Here is a 13,160-nt window from a genome sequence, read left to right on the forward strand (position 1 = left end):
GTTAAAAGTTATGCGAAATACCATTATATTTGAGTTTTAAATAAAAAAGCATGAACTCTGATCAATTTAAAGCAACTTACAATGCTGATCAAATTCCAAATGGAGAAGTAACTTATCAATCACCAAGTAATATTGCTTTGGTTAAATATTGGGGTAAAAAAAAGCATCAAATTCCAGAAAATCCGTCCATAAGCTTTACCCTTAATCATTGTAAAACCATAACAAAATTAAGCTATTCAAAACGAGAAACACAAGACGAAAAATTCTCATTTGATGTCTTGCTTGATGGTAAAGAAAACGTCGATTTTAAACCCAAAATAGAAACGTTTTTTAATAGAATAGAGGCATATATTCCTTTTTTAAAAGAGTTTCATTTTAATATTATAACAGAAAACACATTTCCCCACAGTTCTGGAATTGCTTCTTCAGCATCAGGATTAAGTGCTTTAGCTTCTTGTTTAATGGATATAGAGTCTCAAGTTTTAAATTTAAGCGAAGCAGAGCGCATAAAAAAAACATCATTTTTAGCACGTTTAGGTTCGGGAAGTGCTTGTCGTAGTCTTGAAGGTGAATTAGTGGTTTGGGGAAAAACAGAAAGCATTAAAGATAGTAATGATTTATTTGGTGTTAAATTTCCCTTTAAGGTACATGACCATTTTAAAAATTATCAGGATACTATTTTATTAGTAGATAAGGGAGAAAAGCAAGTTAGTAGTACAGTTGGGCATAACTTAATGCACGGTCATGACTATGCCGAGACTCGATTTAAACAAGCGCATAAAAATTTAACCGATATAACCGCTATATTACAAAATGGTAACTTAGAAGCTTTTGTAGAACTTGTAGAAAGCGAAGCGCTAACCTTACATGCTATGATGATGACAAGTAGACCATATTATATATTAATGAAGCCAAATACCTTGGAAATTATAAATAAAATATGGGCTTATAGAGCGGCTACAAATTCTCATGTGTGTTTCACTTTGGATGCTGGAGCAAATGTACATGTGCTCTATCCTGAAAATGAGAAGGCAGCTGTCCTAGAATTCATTAAGACTGAGTTAGTTGCATATTGCCAAAATGGACATTATATTTGCGACCAAATTGGCTTGGGTGCAGATATAGTATAAAATAAAGTCGTATCTTAGTTAATAATTTGAGTATTTAATTTATATCGTCATGAAAGGACCATTATTTTATTCTAAAATTTTATTATTTGGAGAGTATGGAATTATAAAAGATTCTAAAGGGCTTTCTATACCTTATAATTTTTATAATGGGGCGCTAAAAAGTGATGATAATTTAACACCACAAGCAAAATCTTCTAACGAAAGTTTATTAAGATTTGCAACCTATTTAGAGCAAATCGATGCTGATATCGTATCATTTAATATTGAAGAATTAAAAAGTGATGTAGCTGCAGGTATGTATTTTGACTCATCTATTCCTCAAGGTTACGGTGTGGGTAGTTCAGGAGCTTTAGTAGCTGCTATTTACGATAAATACGCGTATGATAAAATTACCGTTTTAGAGAATTTAACTAGAGAAAAACTATTAAAACTTAAAGCCATTTTTTCCGAAATGGAATCTTTTTTCCATGGAAAATCTTCAGGATTAGACCCATTAAATAGTTATTTAAGTTTACCAATTTTAATTAATTCCAGAGATCATATAGAAGCTACAGGAATTCCAGCACAACTGGCAACCGGAAAAGGTGGTGTATTTTTATTGGATAGTGGTATGGTTGGAGAAACTGCACCAATGGTAAGTATTTTTATGGAGAACATGAAACAAGTTGGTTTTCGTAAAATGCTTAAAAATAAGTTTATTAAATATACGGATGCTTGTGTAGATGATTTTTTAAAAGGAGATATCAAATCTTTATTTAAAAACACAAAACAGTTATCTACTGTAGCGCTAAGTCATTTTAAGCCAATGATTCCTCAGCAATTTCATGAATTATGGCAAAAAGGGATTGAAACTAACGACTACTATTTAAAACTATGTGGTTCTGGTGGCGGTGGTTACATTCTAGGTTTTACAGAAGATCTTGAAAAAGCAAAGCAATCTCTTAAGGATCATAAATTAGAAGTAGTATATAACTTCTAAACGAAACCTAACATATCCTATTTTTCTTATGTTTAGTAGAAAACAGAAACATGTTGTACTAAAATTTTTTAGTATGTTTTCTGTTATTCGAGGCTATAATATCCTTTTAATTCTTCTAGCCCAATATTTGGCAGCACTCTTTATTTTTGCTCCAGAGCTTAGTCTTAAAGACGTGGTGTTAGATCCCAAACTTTTTATGCTCATTCTAGCATGTGCAGCAAGTATTGCTGGAGGTTATATTATTAATAATTTTTACGATAGTGAGAAGGATTTAATTAATCGTCCAAATAAAAGTATGCTGGATAAGTTGGTAAGTCAAAACACGAAATTATCATTTTACTTTGTGTTAAATTTCTCTGCCATAATTATGGCAAGTTATGTTTCATTCCGTGCGGTTTGTTTTTTTTCAATATATATATTCTTTATCTGGTTTTATTCACATAAACTAAAACGCTACACGTTTATAGGTAATATTATTTCTGCATTACTTACAATTACGCCATTTTTTATACTATTTATCTATTATAAGAACTTTACCAGCGTTATTTTTTTACATGCGGTTTATTTGTTTCTTTTAATCTTAATACGGGAACTTGTAAAAGATTTAGAAAACATAAAAGGCGATTTAACTTTAAATTACAAAACTATTCCTATTGTGTATGGCGTAACACATTCTAAGCTACTAATTAGTTTTCTAGTTTTTTTTACAGGAGTAACAATTTATTTTATTCTCAAATATCATGATTTGGGATATATGCTATACTATTTCTATTTAAGCTTTTTCTTGCTTAGTATTTTTATACTTCTTTTATGGTTAGTACAATCAAAAAAATACATGCTAGGATTACATAACCTCATAAAATTTATTATTTTTTGTGGTGTAGTAAGTATTGTTTTAATAGATGTTTCTAGGATACAATCTTACCTAACATAGTTATTTTTTCAATAAAAGATATTAAAACCTAGCTTTCAGATTAAGAATTAGGATTTAAGTCTATCTTTGTACAAAATTTATTAAAATGGCAAAAAACAGAAATGATAATAGAAAATCGACAGGTGCCAATAAACCGAAGCCTAAAAGTCGTTATTCCAATGCAAAAGCACCTGTAAAACCTGCTGTTAAATCAGAACAAAAACCAGTTAAAAAAGCAACGTCTGGAAACAAGGACGAAATGCGCTTAAATAAATATATAGCCAATTCTGGTATTTGTTCACGTAGGGATGCAGACCAGTATATTGCTATGGGACTTGTAACCGTTAATGGTAAAATTATTAACGAAATGGGTTACAAAGTAAAGCTAAGTGATGAGGTGCGTTACGATGGTGCAAGAATTAACCCAGAAAAGAAGGCCTATGTGCTTTTAAATAAACCTAAAGGTTTTGCAACTACTACTAGTGAAGGTAAAGGTAAAACTATAATGGATTTAGTTGCAAATGCAACAAGCTCTAGAATAAAACCTATTGGTCGTTTAGGTAGAGGCTCTACAGGTTTAATTTTATTGACTAATGATGAAACAGTTCATAACCGATTTACAAATTCTAATAAAGGTGTACCGCGTTTATTTCAAATTGAATTAGACAGAAGTTTAAAATTTGAAGATTTTAAAGCGATACAAGAAGGCTTTAGAGATGAAGGAAAGTTAATTACAGTTGAAGAAATTAGCTATATCGACAACTCTTCAAAAAACATGATTGGCCTAAAAATTAAAAACACAGGAAATTCTATTTTACACACCATTTTTGGTCATTTCAAATATGAAATTGCTAAGGTAGATTGTGTGGCTATAGGACACCTTACTAAAAAGGATTTACCTAGAGGACACTGGAAACACTTAACAGCGCAAGAGCTTAATCTTTTAATGATGATATAATTAAAAGCCGAAACGTCTATGTTTCGGCTTTTTTTATGGCACTACTTTATAAGTGTAAGTTGCAAGATACGTGTCATTATACAGTAAATGCACATCGTAAAACCCTGTGTGTTCAAAACGATAACTTAAAACAGTTGTTTCATTTCTAATATCTATTTCTGGATAAATTTTCGTCACTTGAACGCCATCATCTAACTGAAAAACTAGAGATTTGGAGTCTATAGGTATTTTAAATTTGTAACTAAACTTACCGGTTTCGCTAATATTAATATTGGTATGGAACTTATGTAGTCGTGCTGGTTCTTCAATAAAAATAAACCCATCTCTATAAAATAATGGCGCTGCTAAAAATGACTGAAATGTAAAAGTTTCATTACCAATTAATTGCCATTTTAAATCTATTGGAAAATGGTTTGTTTTAAATAATTGAGGATGCGCTAAAAAATACCCATCACTATAATCAAACTCAAATTCAAAAGTGATTGGGTTTTGCTTACCGCTAGCCCATGTGGCGTCTACTAGATACCATTTTTCATTTAAGTAAACACTATTCCAGCTGTGATTTGGTTTAGAGTTTTTATTTAAGTTGGTGTAAGCTGTTCTTCCAAAACCATGTATCACTTCTACACGTAAACCTGCTAATTCACAAAGGTCTTTTAATAAAAATGCATAACCACTGCAGATAGTTTGTTTTCGTTTTAGTAAGTTCTGGTAGAGCTTCTTTTTAATCTTGGCATTCCATTGCTCTAATTTCTCAGTTTTATTTTTAAATCTACTTCTTTTACTTTCATTTAAATCCCACAAATTATAATCGTTGGAAACTGAAATGCAAACCCATTTATAAATAGCCCTGAATTTTTCAACATCGGTCGCTAAGCCTTTTGTTAGCTTATAAGTTAATTCTGGTAAATTCTTTAAAGACTCATCTTTATGGGTCAATGCTATGCGATCTGCCTTATCAAATGAGATGTGTTTAAAGTCAGATTGTTGAGCTTGCAACCGACCCAAGCCTATTAAGAGAATTATAGTAAAGATGAGTTTCATAGTAATATTTTATTTGCGTTTAGACTTAAAGGGTAAGCCTCTATCCAGTGCAGTTAATACAATTTCGGTAGATTCAAGCTCCATTTTTGGATTAATAACCAAGGTGTCACTTGTCACTTTAACTTCTTTTTTTTCGTACCCTAGGTAGCTGAAAACTAAGATGTCACCCACCGCTAGTGGTTTAGGAAATGTATAATTACCAGAATCATCACTTACAACACCAATACTACTACCTTTTAAATAAATACTGGTTCCGGGAAGGAAGCCTTCACTGTCTGTTACTTGTCCCTTAATTACTAAAGAGTTTTTTGTAGATGGCTCCGGACTCTCTTGCGCATTAGAGAATTGAATAGCCATACCGAATACTAAAAGCATAAGGGTTTTTTTAAATTGAATTAAGCGTGTTTGAGTTTTCATAATGTTTAATTTATTAGTTAATAGGATTTAAAACTAACTCTAAGCAGAAGGATTTAAAAGTGATAATGAGTGTGTAAGCCCTTTTAAATAGTGTGTTGCACTTTTAAAGGAGTAAAGTAAAATAGTAGAATGTTAAATTTTTGTTAAATAGAATTTTGCATCATTTTTTAGTTTTCATTTGTACTGCATTTAGCTGAACATTTTTGAACACTGTTTCTATGTTCGGGCAATTGGAAATGTGGAAGTCATTTTCAAAAGCAGCTTACCGTTTAAGCAACCGAATTTTAAAGCTAACTTCCGCTTTTACGACCATATATGCTAGCCAGCATGTATATGCGTTTGCACCTACAAGTGAACGCATCATTCAAATCTGATTTTTTTATTATTTAATGGTTATTTAACAGAGAATATACCTGTTTTTTAAATTAAGATTAATAATTTTATCAGAATGAACACGAAATATATCGACTTAATCAGTCAAACCTATGATTTTCCCCAAGAGGAATTTACACTTGAGAATAACAAACTAAACTTTCATGATATTGATTTAATGGAATTAGTAGAAGAATATGGTGCACCCTTAAAGTTTACCTATTTACCTCAAATTTCTAAAAACATTAATCGTGCAAAAACATGGTTTAGCGATGCTATAAAAAAACATGATTATAAAGGAACTTACAATTATTGCTATTGTACAAAAAGTTCTCATTTTAAACATGTTTTAAATGAAGCTTTAAAAAATGATATCCATATTGAAACCTCTTCGGCATTTGATATCGATATTGTAGAAAACTTAAAGAAAGAAGGAAAGATAACCAATGAGACTTACGTTATTAGTAACGGTTTTAAGCGTGCACAATATGTTACAAACATTGCGCGACTAATTAATAACGGTCAGAAAAACTGTATTCCTATTATAGATAATTATGAAGAAATTGATTTGCTTTCCGAGCAGATTGATGATACATTTAAAATTGGAATTCGTATTGCATCGGAAGAAGAACCAAAATTTGAGTTTTATACATCTCGTTTAGGGATAGGTTATAAAAACATTGTTCCTTTTTTTAATAAGCAAATTAAAGACAATCCTAAAGTAGAGCTTAAAATGCTTCACTTTTTTATAAATACTGGTATTCGTGATACAGCATATTACTGGAATGAGCTTTTAAAATGTTTAAAAGTATACACCAGTCTTAAAAAGATTTGTCCAAGTTTGGATAGTTTAAATATTGGTGGTGGATTTCCTATTAAAAACTCGTTGTTATTCGATTTTGAATACGATTATTTAGTAGATGAAATCGTTAATCAAATAAAAATTACCTGCGAAAATGAAGAGGTAGATGTTCCAAACATTTTTACAGAGTTTGGAAGTTTTACTGTAGGTGAGAGTGGCGGCGCTATTTATGAAATTTTATATCAGAAACAACAAAACGATCGTGAGAAGTGGAATATGATTAATTCCTCTTTTATCACAACTTTACCAGATACATGGGCTATTAATAAACGCTTTATTATGCTAGCCTTAAACCGCTGGAACGAATCTTATGAGCGTGTATTATTAGGTGGTTTAACTTGCGATAGTGACGATTATTACAATAGTGAACAAAACATGAACGCTATTTATTTACCTAAATATAATAAAGATAAACCTTTATATATAGGCTTTTTTAATACAGGAGCTTATCAGGAAACCATTGGTGGATATGGCGGGTTACAGCACTGCTTAATCCCAACACCAAAGCACATTTTAATCGATAAAGATGAAAATGGAAATTTAGTAAAAACAGTATTTAACGAACAACAAAAAAGTGAAGACTTACTTAAAATTTTAGGTTATGCAAACTAACAACTATGCAGGAATTCCAGATGAATTCGCAAAATTAGAGCAGGCAAAAATTGTATTAATTCCTGTGCCTTATGACGGGACAAGCACGTGGCAAAAAGGTGCCGATAAAGGTCCAGAAGCATTTTTAAATGCTTCAGAAAACATGGAACTTTACGATATTGAGACTGAGACTGAAGTTTACAAGCAAGGGGTTTATCTGGCAGATGCTGTTACTGAAGATGCTTCACCAGAAGCTATGGTAGAAGCTGTTCATGCTGCAACTAAAAAATATATTAAGAAAAATAAGTTTGTAACCATTTTTGGTGGAGAGCATTCAATTTCTATAGGCACTATTCGTGCTTTTAACGAAATGTATCCTAGCTTAACGGTTTTGCAATTAGATGCTCATGCCGATTTACGTAAAGAATATGATGGTTCTAAATGCAATCATGCGTGTGCTTTATATGAAGCAAGTCAGAATACAAATTTAATTCAAGTAGGAATCCGTTCTATGGACGTTATTGAAACCACGGTAATGGATAAAGATAAAACGTATTTCGCTCACGAAATGGCTTTAGACGATACTTGGATGGACTCTGCAATAGACCAGATGACAGAAAATGTATTTATTACCATAGATTTAGATGCTTTCGATCCTTCAATTTGTCCAGGAACAGGAACTCCTGAGCCAGGCGGAATGTTGTGGTACGAAACATTAGATTTCCTTAAGCAGGTTTTTGAAGAGAAAAATGTAGTAGGTTTTGATATAGTAGAATTATGCCCTAATAAAGTTGAAAAATCTTCAGACTTTTTAGCTGCTAAACTATACTACAAAATGTTAAGCTACAAGTTTCAAAATGATGCTGCAGGAGACGAATATGATAACGCATACGATAATACAAAACAAAAAAATAATAGCGCAAAATATAACGAAGACGATGAGTACTAAAGGACCAATTTCACAATTTATAGAACACCATTATTTACACTTTAATGCAGCTGCTTTGGTAGATGCGGCTAAAGGATACGAAGCACAATTAGCTAATGGCGCTAAAATGTTAGTATCTCTGGCTGGAGCAATGAGTACTGCAGAATTAGGTAAAAGTTTTGCTGAAATGATTCGTCAGGACAAAGTGCAAATTATTTCTTGTACCGGAGCCAATTTGGAAGAAGACATTATGAATTTAGTTGCACATTCGCACTACAAGCGTGTGCCAAACTATAGAGATTTAACAGCACAAGACGAATGGGATTTATTAGAAAAAGGTTTAAATAGAGTAACAGACACGTGTATACCTGAAGAAGAAGCGTTTCGTCGTTTGCAAAAACACATTGTAAAAATTTGGAAAGATGCCGAAGCTAAAGGCGAACGTTATTTGCCACATGAATACATGTATAAAATGCTATTATCTGGCGTTTTAGAAGAGTATTACGAGATTGATTTAAAAGATTCTTGGATGTATGCTGCTGCAGAAAAAAACTTACCAATTATCTGCCCAGGTTGGGAAGATAGTACAATGGGTAATATTTTTGCAAGTTATGTCCTTAAAGGAGAGCTTAAAGCAAGTACCATGAAGTCAGGTATTGAATACATGACATTTTTAGCAGACTGGTACACCAATAATTCTCAAAAAGGGATTGGTTTCTTCCAGATTGGAGGAGGAATTGCGGGAGATTTTCCAATCTGTGTGGTGCCAATGTTATATCAAGATATGGAACGTGAAGACACGCCATTCTGGAGTTACTTCTGTCAAATTTCGGACTCTACAACCAGTTATGGGTCGTATTCTGGAGCTGTACCAAACGAAAAAATTACATGGGGTAAATTAGATATTGATACACCTAAATTTATAGTGGAAAGCGATGCTACTATTGTAGCGCCGTTAATTTTTGCTTATATTTTAAATCAATAATGGACGAGCATAAAATTGAAAATATCGAATTAAAATACCTTACGGTAGAAGATTTTGAAGAGCTTAAATCGGCAACTTTAGAGTCTTATGGTGGTGTATTGGATTCGTATTGGAAAAAACATCATATAGAGCGCTTAACTACTATTTTTCCTAAAGGTCAAGTTGTTATAAAAATTGATGGTGTTATTGCTGGTTGTGCCCTTTCTCTTATTGTAGATTATGATAAAGTAGAGGACAACCATACTTATGCAGATATTATTAAAGGTGATAAGTTTGTAAACCACGACCCAAACGGAGATATCATGTACGGTATTGATGTTTTTATAAAACCAGAATTTAGAGGCTTACGTTTAGGAAGACGTTTATACGATTACCGTAAAGAGGTTTGTGAAGAATTAAATTTAAAAGGTATCGTATTTGGTGGTCGAATGCCTAATTACCATCAACATCAAAATGAATTAACGCCAAAGCAATATATTGAAAAAGTAAAACGTAAAGAGATTCACGATCCTGTTTTAAATTTTCAAATGTCTAACGACTTTCATCCGCTTAGAATTATAAAAGGCTATTTGCCCGGAGATTCAGCATCGAGTGAATACGCAGTGTTAATGGAATGGGATAATATTTACTACGCAAAAGTCAATAAAAAAGCGAGTACCGTTAAAACGGTGGTTCGTTTAGGACTTATACAGTGGCAAATGCGTACCTATAATAGTCTTGAGGAGTTAATGCAGCAGGTGGAATATTTTGTAGACAGTGTCGCAGCTTACCGCTCGGACTTTGCATTATTTCCAGAGTTTTTTAATGCGCCTTTAATGGCTAAATACAATCACTTACACGAGCCGGATGCTATTAGGCAACTTGCTAAATACACCAAAGAGATTGTAGATAAAATGCAACAACTGTCTATTTCCTATAACATCAATATTATTACTGGTAGTATGCCAGAATTAATAGATGATAAGTTGTATAATGTAGGTTATTTATGCCGAAGAGATGGTAGTTTGGAGCGTTATGAGAAAATTCATGTAACACCAGATGAAGCAAAAGTTTGGGGTATGCAACGTGGACATAAATTACAAACCTTTGAAACCGATGCAGGTAAAATAGGGATACTAATTTGTTACGATTCGGAGTTTCCGGAACTATCAAGGTTATTGTCCGATGAAGGTATGGATATTTTATTTGTACCGTTTTTAACAGACACTCAAAATGGATATTCTCGTGTGCGTTTATGTGCGCAAGCAAGAGCTGTAGAGAATGAATGTTACGTGGCAATTGCCGGAAGCGTTGGGAATTTACCAAATGTAAATAATATGGATATTCAATACGCGCAATCTGCCGTATTTACACCATGCGATTTTTCATTTCCAAGTAACGGTATTAAAGCAGAAGCAACAACAAATACAGAAATGATTTTAGTAGCCGATGTAGATATTAGTTTACTAAGAGAATTACATTCATTTGGAGCAGTAAAAAATTTAAAAGACAGACGTAAAGATGTTTACGATGTTATTAGAGTAAAAAAATAAAAAAGAATAGAAAAAGAATTATGGCATTAAGAAAAGGACCAGACAATTTAAAACGCGTTATCGTAGATTTTAAAAAATTGACGCCGGAAATACTAAAACTATTAGTAGATAAATACCCAGATGGTTATGATGAAGATCATATTATTGAGTTTAAAAATGCTCAAAACGAATGGGTAGAATGTGTTGAAGTGACTACGGAAGATACCAAGTATCTTGTAAAAGTAAGTACTAAATTAGTACAGACTATGGAGAATTACGACGAGGACGATTATGAAGACTTCGAAGAGGACGATCCAACTGCAGTGGTAGATCCAGAATTGACAGACGAAGACGATAATACGGGCGATTTTTAGTCATGCATCACGTTGTTGCTTATCAGGTAGCAAGCACTATTAATATTAAAGAAATAAAAAAGCAATTGTCTTGGCAATTGCTTTTTCAGGATAGTGACGAAGCGTTTTATACCATTTCAGAAAATGCATACGTGTATGTATTTCAATATGGAGTAGTTAGCTTTTTTAATGTTGAAGACAGCCAGATTCAAAGCATTATTAAAACTATACAACCAAGTTGTAACAATGTATTTAAAAACCCGCTGTTTGATGATATAGAGGTTTTTGTAGAAGAAAAGCAGCTTAAAGTAGGATTTGAAAAAATTATTATACCAAGTTTAGATCAGGACATGATTCGTTTAGTGATGCTAAACACGTCACAATCGGTTGCGCTAGATCGTTATGATGAAATTACAGAATCATTAATAATTGAAATTAATCAACACACCCGTTTTTTAGAAGAAAAAGGTAAGTTGGACATTTCAGGACATAAACTGAAAAAGTTTATTGGTAAGATTTTAAACATTAAAAATAGAATTTCAGAAAACCTGTACATTTTTGACTCACCAGACAGTACTTGGGATAATGAAATTTTAAACACGGTAAGTATAGAACTTAAAAAAACTTTCGACCTACAAAACCGTTACCGTTCTATACATGAGCGTATAGACATTATTAAAGAGAATTTAGAGCTTTTTAAGGATATTATGGACCATAAGGAGAGTAGTCGTCTCGAGTGGATTATAATCATCTTAATTGTAATTGAAGTATTTGACATGTTTGTGGAAAAAATAATAAAATTTATAGGGATTTAAAGACGTACATATCACGACCACGTGTTTACTATGTTTATATAGTTAACTAAAAGCATCTCGGACTTGTAGTGGTAAAACTCCGACCCGTAAAACATAAATTTTAGTATTTAAACACATAGCAACATGAAAACAATTTTAAAAGTAGTAATAATGACTTTAGTTATTGGTAGTCTGTTTTCTTTTACAGCACCAACTAGTTTACAAGATAAAGTAACCGTTACAGCGGTTTATGATGGTTTAGAAGATTATGGTTATAATTTTATTGTGACTAAAAATGGCGTTGAAAACACGATAACCTTCCAAGAAATTGACGAAACCATTTTAAAAACTTACGATTTAACGTCTCAGGAATTTGTAGGTAAAAGCTTTAAAGTAACCTATAACGTACTTACTGAAACGATGGAAGATGAATTTGGAAACGAAGAAGAAACCGAATTTTTAACGATTGTTTCTTTAGTAAAATTGTAACTTAGTTTAAGAATAGATAAGAAAAAACCACCTCAATAAAGGTGGTTTTTTGTTTAATGACCTGAAATGAAGTCATTTTTAATGTTTTGCATCCTTACTTTTTTGACGAAGTTAGTTTATAAAAATTTTTAAAAATAGAAGTGTATTATAAACCAAATGTAACTCCAATGTTTACACTTAAAATCTGATTTCTTATGATAACTGCAGAACCTTCTCCGTCTTCTATGTCGATTGCCCCAGTTTGTCCTCCAATTTCAAAAATTAAATTCATGTTTTCTTTTAACTTATACATCATTCCAATTGCGTAAGCACCACCAAAATCGGTTGATTTTACAGCGTCTTCGATGTTTAACTCTTCACCATTTTCAAATTCTGTTGTAGCAGAAGTTAGAAATCCTACGTAAAGTCCAAAATTTAAGTAACCTTTTAAATTTCCATTACCAAAATTCCATTCAGCCATAACAGGTAGAGTGATGTAATTAAGTTTTTCTTCAAACGACCCATCTTTCGCTTTAGAGCCTTTTCCGTCATATCTTAATTTTCCTTTTAGCGACCAATGTTCTGAAAAATTAATCTTAGCAATTGCTCCAACAGAAATTCGAGTTAGAGACTCGTTCTCATAATCGTCATCGCTAAAAGCATAGTTACTAAAGTTAACTCCAATTTCTGGACCTATTTCAAATTTTGAATCTTGAGCATTTGTAATAATAAAACATAAAATAAATAGAGGTAATAATAGTTTTTTCATTTTTTATAATTTGGTTATATGGTTAGTAAGCTAAATTTAATTTAACTTAAATATCGGGTAAAATATCTTCGGGCGAAATTAATTTA

General features: G+C 32.1%; 14 protein-coding genes. 11 read left to right on the forward strand and 3 right to left on the reverse strand.

The genetic code is table 11. The annotated features are described in order from the left end of the window. Positions 1-50 precede the first annotated feature (50 nt). The 4 genes from C7H52_RS05130 to C7H52_RS05145 all read left to right on the forward strand — a co-directional run bounded on the left by C7H52_RS05130 (position 51) and on the right by C7H52_RS05145 (position 3,980). Complete coding sequence (locus C7H52_RS05130; protein WP_106462806.1) at positions 51-1,130, forward strand: diphosphomevalonate/mevalonate 3,5-bisphosphate decarboxylase family protein; 1,080 nt, start codon at positions 51-53, stop codon at positions 1,128-1,130. A 49-nt stretch (positions 1,131-1,179) separates the two neighbouring features. Further along, positions 1,180-2,109 carry a mevalonate kinase family protein gene (locus tag C7H52_RS05135; RefSeq protein WP_106462807.1) on the forward strand — a complete coding sequence of 310 codons (930 nt, stop codon included), beginning with the start codon at positions 1,180-1,182 and terminating at the stop codon, positions 2,107-2,109. 28 nt (positions 2,110-2,137) lie between these two features. Further along, positions 2,138-3,043: a geranylgeranylglycerol-phosphate geranylgeranyltransferase gene (locus C7H52_RS05140; protein WP_106462808.1), complete on the forward strand. Its 906-nt coding sequence runs from the start codon at positions 2,138-2,140 to the stop codon at positions 3,041-3,043. A gap of 85 nt (positions 3,044-3,128) precedes the next feature. Beyond that, positions 3,129-3,980 (forward strand): pseudouridine synthase, encoded by an 852-nt coding sequence (locus C7H52_RS05145; protein WP_106462809.1) that lies wholly within the window; start codon positions 3,129-3,131, stop codon positions 3,978-3,980. Positions 3,981-4,013: 33 nt separating this feature from the next. Here the strand turns inward: C7H52_RS05145 and C7H52_RS05150 are convergent, their stop codons facing one another. Together C7H52_RS05150 and C7H52_RS05155 are read right to left on the reverse strand one after the other, a co-directional pair. Continuing rightward, complete coding sequence (locus tag C7H52_RS05150; protein WP_106462810.1) at positions 4,014-5,024, reverse strand: transglutaminase domain-containing protein; 1,011 nt, start codon at positions 5,022-5,024, stop codon at positions 4,014-4,016. A 9-nt stretch (positions 5,025-5,033) separates the two neighbouring features. Beyond that, positions 5,034-5,441: a carboxypeptidase-like regulatory domain-containing protein gene (locus C7H52_RS05155; RefSeq protein WP_106462811.1), complete on the reverse strand. Its 408-nt coding sequence runs from the start codon at positions 5,439-5,441 to the stop codon at positions 5,034-5,036. Positions 5,442-5,889: 448 nt separating this feature from the next. Here C7H52_RS05155 and C7H52_RS05160 point away from each other — a divergent pair, with 448 nt between their 5' ends. From C7H52_RS05160 to C7H52_RS05190, 7 genes are all read left to right on the forward strand, one after another. Further along, on the forward strand, positions 5,890-7,287 hold the full coding sequence (locus C7H52_RS05160) for a type III PLP-dependent enzyme domain-containing protein (RefSeq protein ID WP_106462812.1): 1,398 nt from the start codon (positions 5,890-5,892) through the stop codon (positions 7,285-7,287). Continuing rightward, positions 7,277-8,215 (forward strand): agmatinase, encoded by a 939-nt coding sequence (gene speB, locus C7H52_RS05165; RefSeq protein ID WP_106462813.1) that lies wholly within the window; start codon positions 7,277-7,279, stop codon positions 8,213-8,215. Before C7H52_RS05160 ends, speB begins: the two co-directional genes overlap by 11 nt. Next, positions 8,205-9,179 carry a deoxyhypusine synthase family protein gene (locus C7H52_RS05170; protein WP_106462814.1) on the forward strand — a complete coding sequence of 325 codons (975 nt, stop codon included), beginning with the start codon at positions 8,205-8,207 and terminating at the stop codon, positions 9,177-9,179. The genes speB and C7H52_RS05170 overlap by 11 nt, the downstream gene beginning before the upstream one ends. Further along, positions 9,179-10,711: a bifunctional GNAT family N-acetyltransferase/carbon-nitrogen hydrolase family protein gene (locus C7H52_RS05175; protein ID WP_106462815.1), complete on the forward strand. Its 1,533-nt coding sequence runs from the start codon at positions 9,179-9,181 to the stop codon at positions 10,709-10,711. Before C7H52_RS05170 ends, C7H52_RS05175 begins: the two co-directional genes overlap by 1 nt. Positions 10,712-10,731: 20 nt before the next feature. Next, a complete protein-coding gene (locus C7H52_RS05180) occupies positions 10,732-11,064 on the forward strand; it encodes a hypothetical protein (RefSeq protein WP_106462816.1) in 333 nt (110 codons plus the stop codon). Positions 11,065-11,066: 2 nt separating this feature from the next. Further along, on the forward strand, positions 11,067-11,858 hold the full coding sequence (locus tag C7H52_RS05185) for an RMD1 family protein (protein WP_106462817.1): 792 nt from the start codon (positions 11,067-11,069) through the stop codon (positions 11,856-11,858). 123 nt (positions 11,859-11,981) lie between these two features. Continuing rightward, positions 11,982-12,326, forward strand: a complete 345-nt coding sequence (locus C7H52_RS05190; RefSeq protein ID WP_106462818.1) for a hypothetical protein — start codon at positions 11,982-11,984, stop codon at positions 12,324-12,326. A gap of 145 nt (positions 12,327-12,471) precedes the next feature. Here the strand turns inward: C7H52_RS05190 and C7H52_RS05195 are convergent, their stop codons facing one another. Next, positions 12,472-13,074 carry a porin family protein gene (locus tag C7H52_RS05195; protein WP_106462819.1) on the reverse strand — a complete coding sequence of 201 codons (603 nt, stop codon included), beginning with the start codon at positions 13,072-13,074 and terminating at the stop codon, positions 12,472-12,474. Between the last annotated feature and the right edge of the window lie 86 nt (positions 13,075-13,160).

It is taken from the genome of Aurantibacter aestuarii (assembly GCF_003008425.1).
Classification (GTDB): domain Bacteria; phylum Bacteroidota; class Bacteroidia; order Flavobacteriales; family Flavobacteriaceae; genus Aurantibacter; species Aurantibacter aestuarii.

Excerpts from the sequence above, each read along its gene's own strand:
- C7H52_RS05185 (WP_106462817.1), top strand. The coding sequence starts at position 11,067 with ATGCATCACGTTGTTGCTTATCAGGTAGCAAGCACTATTAATATTAAA.
- C7H52_RS05130 (WP_106462806.1), top strand. The coding sequence starts at position 51 with ATGAACTCTGATCAATTTAAAGCAACTTACAATGCTGATCAAATTCCA.
- C7H52_RS05160 (WP_106462812.1), top strand. The coding sequence starts at position 5,890 with ATGAACACGAAATATATCGACTTAATCAGTCAAACCTATGATTTTCCC.
- C7H52_RS05180 (WP_106462816.1), top strand. The coding sequence starts at position 10,732 with ATGGCATTAAGAAAAGGACCAGACAATTTAAAACGCGTTATCGTAGAT.
- C7H52_RS05195 (WP_106462819.1), bottom strand. The coding sequence starts at position 13,074 with ATGAAAAAACTATTATTACCTCTATTTATTTTATGTTTTATTATTACA.
- C7H52_RS05155 (WP_106462811.1), bottom strand. The coding sequence starts at position 5,441 with ATGAAAACTCAAACACGCTTAATTCAATTTAAAAAAACCCTTATGCTT.
- C7H52_RS05135 (WP_106462807.1), top strand. The coding sequence starts at position 1,180 with ATGAAAGGACCATTATTTTATTCTAAAATTTTATTATTTGGAGAGTAT.
- C7H52_RS05150 (WP_106462810.1), bottom strand. The coding sequence starts at position 5,024 with ATGAAACTCATCTTTACTATAATTCTCTTAATAGGCTTGGGTCGGTTG.
- C7H52_RS05190 (WP_106462818.1), top strand. The coding sequence starts at position 11,982 with ATGAAAACAATTTTAAAAGTAGTAATAATGACTTTAGTTATTGGTAGT.
- C7H52_RS05175 (WP_106462815.1), top strand. The coding sequence starts at position 9,179 with ATGGACGAGCATAAAATTGAAAATATCGAATTAAAATACCTTACGGTA.
- C7H52_RS05170 (WP_106462814.1), top strand. The coding sequence starts at position 8,205 with ATGAGTACTAAAGGACCAATTTCACAATTTATAGAACACCATTATTTA.
- C7H52_RS05145 (WP_106462809.1), top strand. The coding sequence starts at position 3,129 with ATGGCAAAAAACAGAAATGATAATAGAAAATCGACAGGTGCCAATAAA.
- C7H52_RS05140 (WP_106462808.1), top strand. The coding sequence starts at position 2,138 with ATGTTTAGTAGAAAACAGAAACATGTTGTACTAAAATTTTTTAGTATG.
- speB (WP_106462813.1), top strand. The coding sequence starts at position 7,277 with ATGCAAACTAACAACTATGCAGGAATTCCAGATGAATTCGCAAAATTA.